Annotated in this window: 13 protein-coding genes; 6 read left to right on the top strand and 7 right to left on the bottom strand. The window is 61.1% G+C overall.

Going from position 1 to position 17,460, the window contains the following annotated elements:
• Nucleotides 1–141 precede the first annotated feature (141 nt).
• Nucleotides 142–2,184, top strand: a complete 2,043-nt coding sequence (locus tag IV89_RS02095) for a hypothetical protein (RefSeq protein WP_240558214.1) — start codon at nucleotides 142–144, stop codon at nucleotides 2,182–2,184.
• Here the strand turns inward: IV89_RS02095 and IV89_RS02090 are convergent.
• Genes IV89_RS02090 through IV89_RS02075 form a run of 4 tightly spaced genes read right to left on the bottom strand, consistent with a single transcriptional unit; the run spans nucleotide 2,156 to nucleotide 7,024 of the window.
• A complete protein-coding gene (locus IV89_RS02090) occupies nucleotides 2,156–3,247 on the bottom strand; it encodes an acyltransferase (protein ID WP_037942501.1) in 1,092 nt (363 codons plus the stop codon). The genes IV89_RS02095 and IV89_RS02090 overlap by 29 nt on opposite strands.
• Before the next feature lie 57 nt (nucleotides 3,248–3,304).
• Nucleotides 3,305–4,714, bottom strand: a complete 1,410-nt coding sequence (locus IV89_RS02085) for an oligosaccharide flippase family protein (protein ID WP_235183725.1) — start codon at nucleotides 4,712–4,714, stop codon at nucleotides 3,305–3,307.
• Nucleotides 4,715–4,741: 27 nt separating this feature from the next.
• Nucleotides 4,742–5,659 carry a glycosyltransferase family A protein gene (locus IV89_RS02080; RefSeq protein ID WP_037942498.1) on the bottom strand — a complete coding sequence of 306 codons (918 nt, stop codon included), beginning with the start codon at nucleotides 5,657–5,659 and terminating at the stop codon, nucleotides 4,742–4,744.
• A gap of 48 nt (nucleotides 5,660–5,707) precedes the next feature.
• The gene (locus IV89_RS02075) at nucleotides 5,708–7,024 is read right to left on the bottom strand and encodes an HlyD family type I secretion periplasmic adaptor subunit (protein WP_235183724.1); all 1,317 of its coding nucleotides are present in this window, start codon (nucleotides 7,022–7,024) and stop codon (nucleotides 5,708–5,710) included.
• A gap of 569 nt (nucleotides 7,025–7,593) precedes the next feature.
• Between IV89_RS02075 and IV89_RS02070 the strand changes: the two genes are divergently transcribed.
• Nucleotides 7,594–10,863, top strand: a complete 3,270-nt coding sequence (locus IV89_RS02070; RefSeq protein ID WP_037942496.1) for a Hint domain-containing protein — start codon at nucleotides 7,594–7,596, stop codon at nucleotides 10,861–10,863.
• A gap of 98 nt (nucleotides 10,864–10,961) precedes the next feature.
• Here IV89_RS02070 and IV89_RS02065 read toward each other — a convergent pair whose 3' ends face one another.
• A complete protein-coding gene (locus tag IV89_RS02065) occupies nucleotides 10,962–11,405 on the bottom strand; it encodes a hypothetical protein (protein ID WP_037942494.1) in 444 nt (147 codons plus the stop codon).
• Nucleotides 11,406–11,577: 172 nt separating this feature from the next.
• Between IV89_RS02065 and IV89_RS02060 the strand changes: the two genes are divergently transcribed.
• The 4 genes from IV89_RS02060 to IV89_RS02045 all read left to right on the top strand — a co-directional run bounded on the left by IV89_RS02060 (nucleotide 11,578) and on the right by IV89_RS02045 (nucleotide 15,984).
• Nucleotides 11,578–12,525, top strand: coding sequence for an ABC transporter permease (locus tag IV89_RS02060; RefSeq protein WP_037942865.1), 948 nt, complete (start codon nucleotides 11,578–11,580; stop codon nucleotides 12,523–12,525).
• On the top strand, nucleotides 12,522–13,337 hold the full coding sequence (locus IV89_RS02055) for an ABC transporter permease (RefSeq protein WP_037942493.1): 816 nt from the start codon (nucleotides 12,522–12,524) through the stop codon (nucleotides 13,335–13,337). The genes IV89_RS02060 and IV89_RS02055 overlap by 4 nt, the downstream gene beginning before the upstream one ends.
• Nucleotides 13,334–14,920, top strand: a complete 1,587-nt coding sequence (locus IV89_RS02050; protein ID WP_037942490.1) for an ABC transporter ATP-binding protein — start codon at nucleotides 13,334–13,336, stop codon at nucleotides 14,918–14,920. Before IV89_RS02055 ends, IV89_RS02050 begins: the two co-directional genes overlap by 4 nt.
• A 68-nt stretch (nucleotides 14,921–14,988) precedes the next feature.
• A complete protein-coding gene (locus IV89_RS02045) occupies nucleotides 14,989–15,984 on the top strand; it encodes a P1 family peptidase (RefSeq protein WP_037942487.1) in 996 nt (331 codons plus the stop codon).
• A gap of 62 nt (nucleotides 15,985–16,046) precedes the next feature.
• On the opposite strand, the gene IV89_RS02040 is transcribed toward IV89_RS02045, so the two are convergent.
• Both IV89_RS02040 and IV89_RS02035 read right to left on the bottom strand, forming a co-directional pair.
• A complete protein-coding gene (locus IV89_RS02040) occupies nucleotides 16,047–16,529 on the bottom strand; it encodes a hypothetical protein (protein ID WP_005850674.1) in 483 nt (160 codons plus the stop codon).
• A 91-nt stretch (nucleotides 16,530–16,620) separates the two neighbouring features.
• Nucleotides 16,621–17,325: a fumarylacetoacetate hydrolase family protein gene (locus IV89_RS02035; RefSeq protein WP_037942484.1), complete on the bottom strand. Its 705-nt coding sequence runs from the start codon at nucleotides 17,323–17,325 to the stop codon at nucleotides 16,621–16,623.
• Nucleotides 17,326–17,460 lie beyond the last annotated feature (135 nt).

The following is a 17,460-nucleotide window of genomic DNA, read 5'->3' as shown; positions in this document are numbered from 1 at the left end:
AAGATTAACCCGCCCTCCGCCTCTTTCCCTGCGAATGCAACGGTTCAGCGAGGTTGATATGTATCGATGCCTACGAATTCTGATCGCAAGGTATGGACTATGCAGATGACACTCGGGCTGGGCATGAAACTGGGGCAAACGATGGCGGGGGCGCTGCCGCTAAAGATTTCGCCCGTCACGGAAATTCTTGCAGATGGTTGGCGGGCCGAGCACCGAGATATACCGTCGTTTTCCACCACTTCCGAGGCGCGGAATGTGACCGTGAACCGGCGCGGTTTTGATACGGCGGCGACGGCTGTCAGCAGGGCTTCGGTTGTGCAACTCACCAGCCGTGTCAGGCAGCCCTACCCAGATCATTCAAATTTGACTGACAAGACCGTCGCGTGTTCAGACTTCGTTTACGCGGGCGATACTATCAACGGTGCAATCAATCACAGCACAAGGCCAGCGCCCCGGCCTATTGCCATGTGGTTAAACCATGACCGTGAGAGGGTAGAAGATGATGCACATATACTAAGGCTGGCAGTTGCCCACGCATATGCCCAACAGGGGCAACCCGTCGCGGCGGTGCGGTTCATCGTCCGCGATACGCTTGGCAACGAAGCATCGCAGCTTGTGTCGTCGCAAAGCAGTCTTGGATTTGACGCGTCGGGGCTCCATGTTTCGCATTATGCAGCGACGGTTGATCTATCAGGCTTGGCCCAGGGGGATTTATTGACTGTAGATGCCACCATCTACCCATGGGTGGGGGAAGCCTTTTCCATCAGTGCCGACGCCGATGAATATCCGTCCCCCAACCTGACGACGCTTCGGATGCTGAACGACACGAGCGGCGGGTATGGGGCATGTTATGCCCAAGTCGATGGAACCACGGGCGACGATGCGACGGGTCTGGCTGCGTCTGCGCGCGCAGATGCCATTGCCGCCCCATTCGCGACAATCGCGGCCGCGGCCAACGCGATCAAGGAATTTAATGCCGCGCATTTTGGGCGGGTGGATGATGCGGGCGGTGGCACGATTTTACTCCCAGAGGGGGCGCATATCCTAACGCCTTTCAAGGCTGCCGGTCGCTCGGCACAGCTGCCCTTGTGTATCAGGGCTGAAGACCCGTCCAAACGGGATACCACGATCTTAACCGACGGTGGGGTCAATCGGTTCAACGGCATACCAACGCACCTCAAGATTTGTGATGTCACTTTGCAGAAAGGCGGGGCGAACACGGTGTTTCTGGACAGTGGCGCGGAGTCGGCAGACAATCTTTTGATAACAAAGAACTGTCTTTGGGACGCTAACGGTTTCGGCAGCTACGGCGCTTGGGTTTACCGGGTGGGGCGCTTTGTACAAATCAACTGCTCCGTCGTGCCCAACGAAGATCCACACCAGGGCAATTCCTTTTCGACCGAAGCAATCATGGTCACCGCGATCGGCTGCAAAAGCTGTGCCGGAACAATCACCTATCAGGCGCTCGGCTGTTCGGGGCTTGACGAATTCACACTCCGAGCACCGATTGGCAACCGGCCTGCCATGACCGGCACGTTTTTAGGGTGGAACACATTCAGCAATGGCAGCGCGACCAATGCAATCGTTTCCGTAAGCGCCGAGATCGGCGCGCGGGGCTTTGCGTTTGTAGGGAACATCGTGGAAAGCTGGGGGAGCTCCACAAATGCGGCGCTGCGATTGAACGCTGACAGCGATACAAATGCAGCCCAAAACATCGTTGTGCACAACAACACCATCGCGGGAGAACGTGCGAATTTGCTGTATCTGGACGGCACCGAGAACGTGGCGAAGTCGGGCTCTTTTCGGAACAATCTGTTCCACCGCATCAATACCAAAAGCGATGTATTTTCCGGCGAAACCTCCCTTACCGGCAACTGGCCAGCGCGGTACAAGGTTGGATGGTCGCATAATGTCGCAATCGCAGGGTCAAGTAATGAACCCGGCTATGGCCCGTCCTCGTGGCTGGGGGAACTGCCGTCGATCGGTGAGGTTTCACATATCGCCGCGCCTTGGGTCGACGACCGCTCTCACACCGGCAGCAACACAGGCAGCGGTGACTACCGCCCCGACGCACTGTCCGATCTGCCCAAAATATCACCCGCGCAGGCCCCCTATGGCAGCGACCTTGTGGGAAATACATTGGGCGATAGCGGCTTTATCGGCGCGGTGCTATCCTCCGCGTGATCAAAGACCCGCGCTGCCCCTCCCGCGCGAAGGTCAGCGCGGGTCGTTCAATCCAGTGCCAGGACGATACCGCGCAAAGCAACGTCAACGGCAAGGCCAGCGCAATGTTCAGCGCTGGCATCATGTCCCCCCACACCCAAACCACCAGCCCCTGCAGCGGCATCGCGTAAATATATATTCCGTATGAATAGTCTCCGACCCTATTGAACATCAGCAGGGGGCCTACCTTGCAATACCCTGCCCAGAGGCTGGTGTAGGTCACAGCCAGTGCAAGCATTGGAAAAGCGAAAACCGTAGCGTGCACGGCCCATGTCAGGACGATCAACCCAAGGACGAAGGGCCACCGCAAGGGGATATAATCGCGCCAGATCCAGCAGGACGCCCCGAAAACAAAGGGCAAGGACAGCAGCCGCGTTTGCTGTAGGCGCGGATGAATGAGGTCGCCGAGATACGGCGCGATTCCCCACGCGATCAGGTAAAGCGCCAACAGCACCGCCATCACCCGCCGGCGGGACAGGGCCCCGACAAGGCCGACGAACAGGATAAGCGCATAGCAGGCGACCTCATGCGCGAGCGTCCAAATCGACCCCTCTACGGTGGGATAGGGGTTCGTCGTGAACACGCCCGGCAAGGTATATTGCGGTTTAAACAAGAGTATATTTTGCACGATAAACTGCACCGTATCGGGATGAGACAGGTACGTACCCGCGTCTAACCGGCTGACCAGCGGCCCCATGATCAGCGCCACGATCAAGATGGACACGGCCAACCCCGGCAGCAGACGCGCGGCCCGCGCCATGACAAAGGACAAGGCAGACCCCTGCCGGTCGTAGCTGCCCGCGATGAAAAAGCCGGACAGGCCAAAGAACACAAAAACCGCCAGCTCCCCCAGCGAATAGCCAAGCGCTGTTTTCAAAGGCTCAACCGTGCCGCGCCCAAGCGCGAGCGGCCACGCGTGAGAGACCAACACCGCCACCGCCGCCAGAAAGCGAATGAGGTTAAAGTGGTTGTCCCGCCCGATGGCAAGCTCGGACAGGCGGGGCGGCTTGGCGCGTCTCTTCATGGTGAACGGCTGCCGTTGCTTTGGCCGCGGCATGTCACTTGTGCGGTCAAAGTCTTCTTATCGGTGCTGTATCGCCTTGGACTCCATCCCATCGGGTGCTCCTTTTGTGAAAATAATTCTGCGGACGTCAGGCAGCGCCATCGCCAGACCGGCCAGCAACAGACCGAAGCCTGCGGCCCGAACCCCCGTCGGTTGGTCCTGCGTGAAAACCGCCCAAGCCAATACCGCGACCATACAGATCAGCGGCGGGGCCAATGGCCGGAGCGGCACCCGTTGCACGCGGTGCATCCAAAGCAGCGCAATCATCAGCCCCGCGGCTTCGCCCAGTCCTGCGATATGCACCACATGGGGCAGGCTTGCGCCTTGCATAACGCTCCATGCCGCGAGGGGTAGGAACGTGATGCGCAACAGGTCCGTCAAAAGCTCGGTCTTGCGATACCCTTCGCCCAGCGCGACAATCGCACATCCGCCTTTGACCACCCGCAACGCCTGAACCGCCGTCAAGAGCGTCAGCAGGGGCAGCACAGCGCGGTATTTATCGCCCAGCACATGGTGTACGATGGAACCGCCAAGCAGGCAGACTGCCGTGACCATCACTGCGGCCAGCACGATATGGCTTTGGATCGTGGTGATCGCCCGGGCCCGAAATTCCGGGCGCGCGGCGCTAGCTGAAAGGCGGGGCAGAAACAGGCTCATCGTGCTACGCATCAGGACCAGCGACGGGGTCAGTGTCAGCGATACGGCCATGGAAAACAGGGCCAGCGCCTCTAGCCCCAGAAGACGCCCGACGATGGCGCGTTCGCCATTGAACACCAGAAACATCACCGCGCCGCTTGCCATGAGGGGCCAGCCGAACCGCATGCTTTGGACCATAATGGTCCGATCAAACCGCAGTCGATAAGGGCGTTTCGCAACTGCGTGAGACATGAGCGTGCCCAGCGCCATATGCACCAACACGGCAAAAAGCATGATGCGGAAGTCATCGAACATCCGCGATAGGGGCAGCAGCGCGGCCAAGGACCCCAGCGGCGGCAACAGCGCGATCCATATCGCGGCGCGATGTTTGTAGTGGCGGGCCTGGCGATAGACGTCCAGATGCATCCCCCCCTGTAACAGCGGCACCACAGAGATCAGCTGAAACGCCCATGTCAGCTGCTCCACCCCAAAGGAGCGGGCCAGAAGCGGCGCGAGAAGGAACAGCGCCACCGCCCCGATCATGCCACGTATCAGCGCCACACCATGCAGCGCGCTATGAAAATCCGCGTCATCCCCCTTGGGCGCATTGACGATCTGTTGTTGAAAGCCAAGCGCGGTCAGCATCTCTATCATGGCAAGCGCGAGCACGAGGCTTGTGCCGATCCCGAAATCTTCGAGGCTGATCAGACGCGACACCACCACCGTGCGCAGCAGCAAGATCGCGGCGGCGCAGGCGTTGCCGGACAGCAGAAAGCCAAAGGACCGGATCACGGGCCACCCCATGTCGCGCATCTGATGTCAGGGCAGGTCAATGCGGTTCCACCGGTGCAAAAGCCGTTCGGGGTCATGGCCCCGTAGCAGCGACAGCATCCGTCGCGCGCGGTAAAGCCGGATAGACGTCAGTCCGATCAACGCCATCACACGGTTGCACGCGCCCTTGATGCGGGGGCTGGTCGCGACCTCTGCCACAGCGCAGAGCGGAGACGGAATAAGCAGCAGCGCCTTTATCGCCCACCGGATCCGGCCGCCAGGGCCGGTACATCGCGCCCAGTCATGGGCAAGCTGCCTGTCCCATTTCAGCCGCAGGCCCGTCGCCGTATGCGGCGGGTGATAGACAAGCAGATCGGCGGCGAAGCCTATGCGATATCCGGCAAAGATGGCGCGCTGGCCCCAGTCGCGGTCCTCGGCATGGTGGAGGCCCTTGAACGGGCCGACCGCGTCGAACACCTTGCGATGCACGATCAGATTTCCCGTCCCCGTGAACCCCTGCTGCGCGATGTAGCGGTCCATCCGATAAGCAAAAACCGCTTGATATGCGGTCGCGGGGTCCAGCCTGCGCCCTTTACGATCGATACGGACATCACCGCCAAGGATCCTATGGGGGTCGCGCGCCATATGCGCGGCAATATGCGCCAGCCAATGCGCGTCGGGCAGGCAATCGGCGTCGAGAAAGGCAAGCACATCGCCCTGTGCCCGCGCCGCGCCAAAGTTACGTGCGGGGCCGGGGCCGGGGATCGGCTGGTGGATCAGGGATACCCATGGGTAATCGTTAACAACTCCTTGCGGTGACCGGGCGGAGCCATTGTCGACGACGATCACCTCGGCTGGCTTCCGCGTTCCGGCGTCCAGCGCGGCAAGGCAACGCGCAAGGGCGTTGTGTTGGTTGAGATGGGGGATCACGACAGTGATGCCGGGCGGGGCGGACGGTGTGTTCATCCCCTCTTAAGACGGGAAGATGGTAAAGATTTCGCTAACGTCGAGGTCTCAGGAGCCGCGGAACCCCCGGCGCAGCTGGCTGCTGATAGGCTCTGCCAGATAACTCAACACGGTCCTGTCTTTGGTCTTCAAAAACGCCTCTATCGGCATGCCGGGGACCAAACGGACGGAGGCTGGCAGACGGTCCAGCTCGGTACGGGGGATATCCAGAATGACCCGATAAAAGCTGTCGCCATTGCGCGGGTCCACCACCACTTGCGGAGAGATGCTGTAAACGCTGCCGGTCAGTTGCGGGGTCGTGTGCGGGTCAAAGGCGGTGAGCACGAGGGTGGCGGGCTGATCATAGCGTACCAGATTGATCGAGCGCGGATCGACCTGCACCTCGAATTCGAACTTTGACTGCTGCGGCACGATATCCATCAAGATCGCACCCGCCCCGACAACCGCGCCAACGGTCGTGGCGCGCAGTTCGTGCACCATCCCGTCGACGGGAGCCCGAAGGGCAATACGGTCAAGCTGCGCTTGGCGGGTGAGGATCGATAGGGTCAGTTCCTGAACTTCGGCAGTGACCTCGCGCAGTTGCAACGCGACCTGTTCCTGAAACCGGCGATCGGCTTGCAGGCTTTCCAGCTTGAGCGTCCAGCGTTGGTGGATCAACCGCGCCAGATCCGCCCGCCGCGCGGCAAGGTCACCGCGCAAACCGGCCCGCGTGGACTGTAGTTGCGACAAACGGACCTGCGGGGCCAGCCCCTTTTCAACCAAGCGCGTGAGGCTGCGCAGCTCTGTCGTGAGGATGGCAAGTTGTTGTTCCAGCGCAGAGATTTGACCGTTGAGGCCGGTGGCCTGGGTTTCGACATCGGCAAGATCACTGGCCATACGGGCGCGCATTCCCGCGCGCATCTGGGCCCGCGCCTCGAATATTGCGGCCTGCCCTGCCTGCGCTTGCGTCATATCCAGCGCGCCGATTTTTGCTGGCAGATCAATGGCATCGAAACGGGGGGCGGGGCTTTCGTCACGCTCTGCCTCCAGACGGGCGCGCAGGCCCGCTGCCTCGGCCAGACGGGCGCGCGCCATGCGCAGGTCAATTTGCAAGATCGTGGCATCAAATCGCGCCAAGACCTGCCCCGCCTTGACGATATCCCCGTTCTGAACCGGCAATTCCGCCAACACGCCGCCATCCACCGTCTGGATCACCTTGGGCTTACCCGCCACATCGATCTGCCCCGTCGCGATCACCGCCCCCGAAATCTGTGTTGTCGCGGCCCATCCCCCAAGCAGCGCAAACAAGCAGAACATCGCGGCCATCGCGGCACCGGTAATGTGCCAAAGGCCGGTCTTGGGCTCAGGGGGGGCATGATGTGGCACGGAAAGCTCCTTTGGTTGATGAACCCGGCGGGGATGCTGGGGTGCATTCACCTTCGACAGAGGCTTGAGGCGCTGCGGCGGCATTCATGCGGCGGAATTGAGGCGCGGAGTCTGCATGGCCGCGCGGTACACGGTCAGGGGCGCCCTGTTGCCCGATGGGTTTAAACCAAGACAGAGGTCAGCCCCGAGGGGGGGGAGACAGATAAACTCGATTATTTTCAGTAGACTAGGGCAAAACCTCTGCGGTCAACCTTCAGCAAGCCCCCTCTATGGCCGCTGCAAGTTCACGCCGCTTTTACCGTGCACTTCGGTCACACCTCTAAATACCCGGCATTTTAAACCATTTGATCACATCGCGGCGCATAGGCCCTGCCCCCGCGTTTCCGCGCTGTGCGCTTGGCGTTGAACCTTACCAGACTGTGTATTGTTTCGATCAAAAGCATAGAAACATGGCCACATTGTTTTTGTTTCCGGTCAAAGTGACGCCACATTGTCCCCGTACCCACAACAATACACAGGACGCGGGCCACAAGCCTGCCACCGGTTCAAAGATGTTGAGGGCTGTAACAATGGCAACCAGATTTAACGTTTTCTACCTTGGGAATGTCGGTCGTATCGATACGACCGAGGGAAACCAGATCAGCGAAAACGCAAGCTCGCTGGAGGGGGAAACCTTTGGGGGTGCCAACAGCCCGCTTTACAACAACATCAAATCCTTCTCTCCGGGGGCGCGGGGGTATGGAAATACTGCCCGCGGCACATACTCTACTGATAACAGTGGGGAAAACGGGTCTGATACCTTCCGCATCGACGATGGCAACAGCCAGAACTTTGACGCCATCGCGTCCTATGCCGCGACGCTGACCTACGCCGATGGTTCCCAGGCGACCGTGACGGCGATTGTCTTCCAATCCACCAACGGCGACCTGTTTCTTGCGCCGGCTGCCAGCTCCTCCGATTACCAATCCGCGCTTGAGGCGGGGCCCATCGACTCCATCACGTTCAACACTGTCTCATCAAACGAGTCGATGATGTACGCCAGCCGCGTCGATGCCGACTATGTTGCGCCGGATGGCACCGTTGATGGGACGTCGGGTGATGATTCCATGCGTGTGGGATCGACGGACGCGCAAGCGGACGAGGTGGACAACAGCGGCAACGCGGTAAAGCTGGGCGCAGGCAACGACAAAATCTCGGCCGGGTCGGGCGATGACACGATTTTGGGCGGCGCGGGAAATGACTATATCGCAGGCAATGACGGCGACGACCGCATCCACGGCGACGCCGACACCACCGAAGAAACCACGTTTTCCTGGGCCAACCAGAACATCGAGGACGGCGTTAGCGTCACGGGTGGCATCACCGGGGTCACCTCGTCCGGCAATATCCAGGTCACGATGTCCGTGGATCAGGGGGAGAACTTCCGCTCTGCCACGATGGAGCGGAACGACCCGCTGTATGACTACAACGAACTAAGCGACAGTTCGTCGATCCGTATCCTTGGCGGTGCGGCGGGGTCGGACCCGAATACCGCGAAGATGAGCATCGACTTCTCGTCGCTGGACAGCGGCGTGTCGGACGAGGTGAGCAATGTCACCTTCGGTATTTTCGACATCGATCAGGCCTATGGCTTCGTGGATGAAGTCATCGTGCGGGCCTATGACGCCGACGGCAATCTTATCCCTGTCAATCTGACGGCGGGCAATAGCGATACGCTGGATGTGAACGACGAAACCGGCCGTGCCATCAGCACGGATGCGGGGCGGGGCACGACCAATGCCAAGACGGGTTTCCTGCAGGTCGATATCGCGGGCCCCGTTTCGCGGATCGAGATCGAGTATAACAACCACGACCCCGATGATACCGGCCACGCGATCCGTGTTGGCGACCTCAAGATGTCGACCATCAGCGCGACCGATGCGGGCAATGATACGCTGGACGGTGGGGCTGGCAACGATACGATCTATGGCGACGGTGGGAATGATAGCCTTTCTGGTGGGGCGGACAATGACAGCCTGTCCGGCGGCAGCGGTGACGACCGGATCGAGGGTGGCACCGGCCACGATACGATCGCGGGCGGCACTGGCAATGATGCCATGTCGGGCGGGGATGACGCCGATCTGTTTGTCATGGAAGATGATTTCGGCACCGACAAAATCGCCGGTGGCGAAGGCGGCAAGGACTATGATGTCGTCACCTTCGACGCGCTAAGCAAAGGTGTCTCTGTCACCTATACCGGCACAGAGGCGGGCACCGCGACCGAAGGGCCCAACAGCGTTTCCTTCACCGAGATTGAAAAGCTGGTTCTGACCAATTCATCGGATTATGTGGATGCCAGCATTGGCGGAGTTGCGGTTGATACCGGTGCAGGCGATGACACGATCAAGGTTGGTGATGGTGCCTATGACATCGACGCCGGGACGGGCGACGACCGGATCATCCGCGAGGCGGGCACCACAGCGGACGACGCGAACTCCGTCATCGACGCGGGCGATGGCATCGATACCTATGTCGCGGGCAGCGGGCTGGGGGCGGATCACACCGTCGATCTTGCCGCCAGCCGGCTGGACCACGCAGGGAACGACCGTGGCGATCTGCTGAACTTTGAAAACGTCGCGCTCGAGAACTCTGCCGCGTCGGTCAAGGGCGACAGCAAAGACAACACCATCACCGCGCGCGGGACACAGGACAACAGCTTGTCCGGCGGCGACGGCGATGATTCAATCGACGGCGGCGGTGGCAATGACAATCTGCATGGCGACGCTGGCCGCGATACCCTGATCGGGGGCGACGGCAATGATACGCTGGACGGCGGTCAGGGCGACGACCAGCTGACAGGCGGCGACGGCGATGACGTATTCGTCTACTCCGGCGGTCACGACACGATCACCGATTTCAACGCGGGCAATACCGGCCCGCTGGATGACGACGACACCACCAATAATGACTTCATTGATCTAAGCGGCTATTACGACAAGATTTTCGATCTGCGCGCTGACTATGAAGACAATGGCATTCTGGATCAGTCCAACTTCGAGACCACGGATTACACCTATAATTCCAAGTTCGAGGATGGGTCGCTCAAGTTCATCGGCGTGCAGGCGCAGCACTTTACCTATGACAACACCGGCGTTGTCTGCTTTGGCAAAGGCACCGCCATCCGCACGCCGCGCGGGGATGTCTTGGTCGAAGACCTGCGTGTCGGCGATCTTGTCACCACAATGGACAACGGCCCGCAGAAAATACGCTGGATCAACACGCGGTCTTACGATGCCGGACAAATGCAAAAGGGATCACATCTGCATCCCGTGCTGATCAAACGTGGCACTTTCGGTGCCGAACGGGATCTCTTGGTCTCGCAGCAACATGGTGTTTTGGTCGGCCAGAGCGGCGATAGCTTTGCCCGCGCCAAACATCTTGCCGACGCGGCCAAAGGCGTGCGCATCGCCAAGGGCAAGAAATCGGTCACCTACGTTCACCTGATGTTCGACGACCATCAGGTGATCTTTGCCGAGAACGTCCCGTCGGAAAGCTTCTACCCCGGCCCGATGGCGCTGGACCAGATGAGCAAACCGCATCGCGCGGCATTCTCCAAGGTACTTCCCGCCTTGGGCACAGGGCGCGTCAACCGCGAAGAAGTCGCCAAGGTCTATGGCCCCACAGCACGCGTGTTCCTGAAAAAGAAACAGGTGTTGAACCAGCACGGCTTGCCTGCGCGCGGCAAGGGCAAGGCCCCCTCGCGCCTGATCCTGCAAGCAAGCGCTGATCTGGCCCGGCAACAGGCGACCAAGGCAATTCGGACCCGTAACACAGTGACAACGGCAGAAGCCCGCGCCTGACCCTAAAACGCGGTATAGTCAGTGTATCGTAGGGTGTATCGCACGAAAAAGGCGGGCGCATTTCTGCACCCGCCCGCAAAACCCTAAAGGGTTAAGTCTTATTTGTCGCCTGGCAGACCAGCAGCGGCCTCACCTACGGTGGCGTCAAGGTTCTGGTTACATACAACCATGAACTGTTCCATCGCGGCTTCGTCCATTGGCTCTGCTGTCATGTTGGATTCAGCAGTGTTACCACCGGTTGGTGCGTTGGCCGAGTTTTCGTCAACGATCGAGTCTGTTTCGGATTCGTCGTCAGTCGCTTCGGCAGCTGTTACTGTAGTTGTTGTGTCTTCGTCACGTTCGCTACCACCGATGGAACCGCCGTTCGCACCGTCGTCAATCTCTGCGATCGCAGCGGAAGCCACCATCATTTGGTCGTCTTTCGACAGCTCGTTAAATTCGGCGCATGTCATCGAAGGGCTGGCATGTGCGGCAGCAAATGCTGGTGCGGATACGGTACCCATAAGGGCGGCGATGGCGAGTGTTTTAAATGTATTGGTCATTGTTAAGCTCCTAATTTCTCGTTTCTGCATACCCAACCCCGGGCAGCGCGAATTGGTTCCCATGTCACAAAACTAATCGCTTCACCAAAAAGAGAGCGACGGGTAACCCGCTCGCCTTAAAAAGGTTTTTCTGCGCTGGACGCTGTTGATTTGCGCGCCTACCTTCGGCCGCATGATCCAGTACACGCTCAAACGTTTGCTTTCGCTCTGTATCAGCCTGGCTGTTGCGTCGCTGGTGATCTTTACCGTTATCGAAGTTGCCCCCGGTGACCCGGCCTCTTTTATGCTGGGGATGAATGCGCAGCCTGAAACGCTTGCCGCTTTGCGCAGTGAACTTGGGCTCGATGCATCGAAACCGGCGCGCTATCTGGCTTGGGTCGGCGGGCTGCTGCAGGGGGATTTCGGCACCTCCTATACCTACCGCACCCCCGTGTCCGAGATGATCGCCGCGCGGCTTTGGGTGTCCCTGCCGCTGGCGCTGTACGCGCTAGGGCTGTCCACGTTGATCGCCTTTCCCGCCGGGATCTATGCAGCGGCGCGGCGTGGCAAAGCCGGTGATATGGGGGTGATGGGGGCCACACAACTGGGGGTCGCGGTGCCCAATTTCTGGTTCGCGATGATCCTTGTGCTGATATTCGCCATCAACCTGCGCTGGTTCGCCGCCGGCGGTTTTATCGGCTGGGATCAGGGTGTGCTGACGGGGCTGCACGCCCTGACCCTGCCCGCCATCGCACTGGCCCTGCCCCAGGCGGCCATTCTGGCGCGGGTCATGCGGTCTGCGCTGCTGGATGTCTTGGGCGAAGACTATATGCGCAGCGCCCGCGCCAAAGGGCTGACCGAAAGACAAGCGCTGTGGCGGCACGGGTTACGCAATGCGCTGATCCCTGTGCTGACGATCATCGGGCTGCAGTTTTCGTTCCTGCTGGCGGGGTCGATCATCATTGAACAGGTGTTCTATCTGCCGGGGCTTGGACGGCTGGTGTTTCAATCCATTTCGGCGCGGGATCTGATCGTGGTGGAATCCGTGGTCATGCTGCTGGTCTTCTCGGTCATTGTGGTGAACTTCCTTGTGGATCTGGCCTATGCGGCGGTTGACCCGCGTCTGAGGGCGCGCGCATGAACCGGAACCTGATCCTTGGCGCGCTGCTGACCTCGGTCTTTCTGCTGTCCGCGCTTGTATCCTTTGTCTGGACGCCGTTTTCCCATACGGCGATGGATATCCCGAACAAGCTGCAAGGGGTCGGCGGCGCGCATCTGCTGGGCACCGATCACTTTGGCCGCGATATCCTGAGCATGATCATGGTCGGCGCGCGCACCTCTATCGCCGTGGCGCTGGTGGCGGTGGGCATCGGCATGGGCCTTGGCGTGCCGCTTGGTCTGTGGGCGGCAGCCAAACGCGGGTCGCTGGTGGACGAGATCATCATGCGCGGCAACGATCTGGTCTTTGCCTTCCCTTCACTGGTGATCGCGATCCTGATCACGGCGATCTTCGGGGCCAGCGCGGTGAACGCGATCATCGCCATCGGCATCTTCAACATTCCCGTCTTTGCGCGCATCACCCGTGGTGCCGCGCTTAGCCTGTGGGAGCGCGAGTTCATCCTCGCCGCGCGGGTCGCTGGTAAATCGGCGGCGCGGATCTCGGTCGAACATATCCTGCCCAATGTGACCAATCTGTTGATCGTGCAGGGGACGATCCAGTTCAGCCTCGGCATTCTGGCCGAGGCAGGGCTGTCCTATGTCGGGCTGGGCGCGCAGCCGCCGACGCCCTCTTGGGGCCGGATGCTGGCAGATGCGCAGACCATGGTCAGCATCGCACCGCATATGGCGCTGGTGCCGGGGTTCGCGATCATTCTGACGGTGCTGGGGCTGAACCTGATGGGCGACGGGCTGCGCGATGCGCTGGACCCGCGGTTGCGGGTGCGCCGGATATGAGCTTGCTTAGCATCACCAACCTGTCGGTGGCGATCCACCGGTTCAATATCCTGCAGGGTGTGACCCTCTCTGTCGACGCCGGAGAGATCGTGGCCGTCACCGGCGAAAGCGGCTCGGGCAAATCCATGACCGCGCTGGCGGCGATGCAACTGCTGCCCAAGGGGACGCAGGCGCGCGGTCATATCATGCTGGGCGATCAAGACCTGCTGGCCCTGCCTGAAGCCGAGCTTTGCGCGATCCGCGGCAATGACATCGGCATGGTGTTTCAGGAACCGATGACGGCGCTGAACCCGGTGCAGACCATCGGCCATCAAGTGGCGGAAACCATCCGTATCCACGACAAAACCGTGTCACGTCACGCCGCGGCCCGCCAAGCCGCCGAGACGCTTGAGCGGGTCGGCCTGCCAAATGACCGCTTTCCCCTGTCCAGCTACCCGCACGAGCTGTCGGGCGGGCAACGCCAACGGGTGGTGATCGCGATGGCGATCGCGCTGCGGCCGCGCTTGCTGATCGCCGATGAACCGACCACCGCGCTGGATGTCACGACCCAGGCGCAGATCCTTGATCTGCTGAAATCGCTAGCGCGGGATGACGGGATGGGGCTGCTGATGATCACCCATGATCTGGCGGTGGTCGCCGATATGGCCGACCGCATCATCGTCATGCGCAAGGGAGAGATCGTCGAACAGGGGCACACAAAGGCCCTGCTGCACACCATGCGCCACCCCTATACGCGGATGCTGTTTGCCGCCTCGACCCATGCGGTCGCCCTGCCTGCTGCCCCGCCTCCGCAACCGCTGCTAAAGGTGGAAAACGTGAGCCGCGATTACGCCCTGCCACGCAAGACGCTGTTCGGCAAACCGGGTCGGTTCCGCGCCGTCGATAACGTGTCCTTCACCCTGCAACGGGGCGAACGCCTGGGCCTCGTCGGTGAAAGCGGCTGCGGGAAATCGACCCTGACGCGGGCGCTTTTGGGTCTGGAACCGGTGCAATCGGGCAGTATCACGCTGGACGGTGCAGCGGTCTATAGCGGCAGCAAACCCGATCTTGCCGTACGGCGCAAAATGCAGGTGGTGTTCCAGGATCCCTTCGGCAGCTTCAACCCGCGCCACCGCGTGGACCGGTTGATCACCGAACCGTTCCACCTGCTGCCCGACCCGCCCAAGGGCCGCGCCCTCAGCGATGCCATCGCCGATGCGCTGACCGCCGTGGGGCTGTCGCCGGAAGATGCGACCAAATACATCCACGAATTTTCAGGCGGGCAGCGCCAGCGCATTGCCATCGCCCGCGCCCTGATCGTCCGCCCCGACCTCATCCTCTTTGACGAGGCGGTGAGCGCGCTCGATGTCTCGGTTCGGGCGCAGATCCTTGATCTTCTGGCCGCGCTTTGCAGCGCCTATGACCTGACCTATCTCTTTATCTCCCATGATCTGTCCGTGGTGCGCACGGTCACGGATCGGGTGCTGGTCATGAAATCGGGGCAGATCGTTGAACAAGGCACCACCGCCGACGTCTTTGATCGCCCGCAACACCCTTACACGCAAAAGCTCCTCGCCGCCGCGCCCCGTTTGCCGGATCTGTGATGCCCCTGCTTCATTTTGCCAAATAAACTCCCCGCGGAGCGTCCCGCACCAACCAAAGGCCCTGCCCTATGAAACCCGGACCCAGAAACCTGATCACCGATGTGCCCGGCCTTCGGGTGGGAAACGCGCAGGACGATGCGCTGAAATCCGGCACGACGGTGCTGCTGGCGGATGACCCCTTTACCGCCTCTGTCCATGTGATGGGCGGTGCCCCCGGCACGCGCGAGACGGATCTGCTCGCCCCCGATAAATCGGTCGCCGCGGTGGATGCGTTGGTGCTGTCGGGCGGGTCGGCCTATGGGCTGGATGCCTGTTCGGGCGTGGTGGACGGGCTGCGCGCGGCGGGGCGCGGGTTTCGGCTGGGCGATGCGACGATCCCGCTGGTGCCGGGGGCGATCCTGTTTGACCTGCTGAACGGCGGTGACAAGACCTGGGCAGAGAACCCCTACCGCGCCTTGGGCCGTGCGGCCTATGACGCCGCGGCTGAAGATTTCACGCTCGGCACCATCGGTGCGGGCACCGGCGCGCTGAGCGCGATGGTGAAAGGCGGGCTGGGGTCCGCGTCACTGCAACTGCCGGATGGCACAATGGTCGGCGCGTTGGTCGCGGCCAATCCGGTGGGGGCCGTCACCACGCCGGGTGACCGTCACTTCTACGCCGCCCCCTTCGAGGTGGATGCAGAGTTCGGCGGCATGGGCCCTGACCCGGCGACGGGGCTAGGGATGACGATGGAAAGCCGCAAGATGGCGTCGATGTCCCCGCGCGAAAATACGACGATCGCGATTGTCGCGACGGATGCGACCCTGACAAAGGCGCAATGCCAGCGGATGTCCGTTGCGGCCCATGACGGGATCGGGCGGGCTACGGTGCCTGCGCACACCCCCTATGACGGTGATCTGGTCTTTGGCCTGAGCACCGGCGCGCATGAGGTTGCCGAGAGCATTCTGCCGCTGATCGGCCATGCCGCGTCACTGTGTCTGGCGCGGGCAATTGCGCGGGCGGCCTATCACGCGACGCCGGCGGCGGGCGATCTGCTGCCCTGCTGGTCTGATCTGAACAGCTAAGGGCATAAAAAAGCCCGCGCTCCCCTCTGGAAACGCGGGCCAATCAGGCGGGTTAGAGCCGCTTATTCGGTTTTCTCGGCCTCTGCATCGTCGGCCATGGGCGCGTCTGCTGCGGCCTCGGCTTCGGGAGAGAACGTCGCGAGATAGGCCGCAACATCTTCGCCGCCTTTGCGCATTCTGAACGACATTTTCGAACGGGCTTTCTTGTCATCCAGTGTGGTGCGCAGGAAATCGGTGGGGTTCTGCAGGTATTCGGCCATATTGGCTTCGTCCCAGACCAGACCGGCTTCGCCAGCGGCAACCAGATCATCGCCATAGCGATAGTCTTCGACGGTGCCGGCCTGCTTGCCGATGATCCCGTAAAGGTTCGGACCGACCTTGCCGCCCCGCTGGAAGGTTTCGCCAGCGTCGTCCACGATCATGTGGCAGGCTTTGCATTTGCCGAACTGCTTTTCGCCGGCGTCTGCGTCACCCATGCTATGGCTGTCTGCCAGGGCCGGAACCGCGATCACGGTGGCCAGTAGAGCGCTATAGAGATGTTTCATTGCGATTTCCCATATGTATGAATCATCCTATAACCTAGGGGGCGCCCCCGTGATTTCAACGGGCGCTTTTGTCGCGGGGCGATGCTGGGGCTCAGACGCGCGGGCCTATCGTCACCTCAAGCGTCGCGATCCCGTCAACGCCGCCGGTCACGACATCCCCTTCAACAAGGGCGGCGACGCCGGCCGGTGTGCCCGTCATGATGATATCCCCCGGGGCCAGCGCCATAGATTGCGACAAGATCGCCACATGTTCGCGCACTGACCAGATCAGATCGGCCAGATCGGCGTCCTGCCGCACCTCACCGTTCACGGCAAGCCAGATGCGCCCCTGTTCCACAGACGGTACATCGGCGATGGGTTTCAGCGCGGCAATCGGGGCGGAGTTGTCAAAGGCCTTGCCCCAATCCCATGGCCGACCGGCTTTCTTCGCCTCTGCCTGCAGGTCACGGCGGGTCAGGTCGATCCCGACCGAAGCCCCCCAGACGTGATCCATCACGTCGGCTTCCGCGATGTTGCGCCCGCCTTTGCCAATGGCGATCACCAGCTCGATCTCGTGGTGCAGATCCTCTGTCTGGGGCGGATAGGGGATGGTGCATGGCGTATCCAGCGCCGCATCGGCGGGTTTGGTGAAAAAGAACGGAGCCTCACGCGTCGGATCTTTGCCCATCTCGCGGGCGTGCGCCTCGTAGTTGCGACCCACGCAGAAGATGCGGCGCATGGGAAAACGGGCGTCGGTGCCCTGCACAGCCAGACTGGCCTGCGGCGCGGGGGGGAATACAAAATCATCAGCGGGCATGGGGCATATCCTTTGCAATAGTCGTGTCACAGACATACGCCCCTGCGGCGGCCCCGTCATCCGATAAGACACCAAAAGGCAGGTTAGACATAAGCTGCAACGCAAAAGGCCGACACAATACGTGCCGGCCTTTGT

The sequence above is a fragment of the Sulfitobacter sp. CB2047 genome (genome assembly GCF_000735125.2).
Classification (GTDB): domain Bacteria; phylum Pseudomonadota; class Alphaproteobacteria; order Rhodobacterales; family Rhodobacteraceae; genus Sulfitobacter; species Sulfitobacter pontiacus.
The sequence above is the reverse complement of the archived record's forward strand: the minus strand, read 5'-3'. Positions and strand labels throughout refer to the sequence as shown.

Excerpts from the sequence above, each read along its gene's own strand:
- IV89_RS02050 (WP_037942490.1), top strand. The coding sequence starts at position 13,334 with ATGAGCTTGCTTAGCATCACCAACCTGTCGGTGGCGATCCACCGGTTC.
- IV89_RS02045 (WP_037942487.1), top strand. The coding sequence starts at position 14,989 with ATGAAACCCGGACCCAGAAACCTGATCACCGATGTGCCCGGCCTTCGG.
- IV89_RS02055 (WP_037942493.1), top strand. The coding sequence starts at position 12,522 with ATGAACCGGAACCTGATCCTTGGCGCGCTGCTGACCTCGGTCTTTCTG.
- IV89_RS02080 (WP_037942498.1), bottom strand. The coding sequence starts at position 5,659 with ATGAACACACCGTCCGCCCCGCCCGGCATCACTGTCGTGATCCCCCAT.
- IV89_RS02090 (WP_037942501.1), bottom strand. The coding sequence starts at position 3,247 with ATGAAGAGACGCGCCAAGCCGCCCCGCCTGTCCGAGCTTGCCATCGGG.
- IV89_RS02095 (WP_240558214.1), top strand. The coding sequence starts at position 142 with ATGGCGGGGGCGCTGCCGCTAAAGATTTCGCCCGTCACGGAAATTCTT.
- IV89_RS02040 (WP_005850674.1), bottom strand. The coding sequence starts at position 16,529 with ATGAAACATCTCTATAGCGCTCTACTGGCCACCGTGATCGCGGTTCCG.
- IV89_RS02070 (WP_037942496.1), top strand. The coding sequence starts at position 7,594 with ATGGCAACCAGATTTAACGTTTTCTACCTTGGGAATGTCGGTCGTATC.
- IV89_RS02060 (WP_037942865.1), top strand. The coding sequence starts at position 11,578 with ATGATCCAGTACACGCTCAAACGTTTGCTTTCGCTCTGTATCAGCCTG.
- IV89_RS02035 (WP_037942484.1), bottom strand. The coding sequence starts at position 17,325 with ATGCCCGCTGATGATTTTGTATTCCCCCCCGCGCCGCAGGCCAGTCTG.
- IV89_RS02065 (WP_037942494.1), bottom strand. The coding sequence starts at position 11,405 with ATGACCAATACATTTAAAACACTCGCCATCGCCGCCCTTATGGGTACC.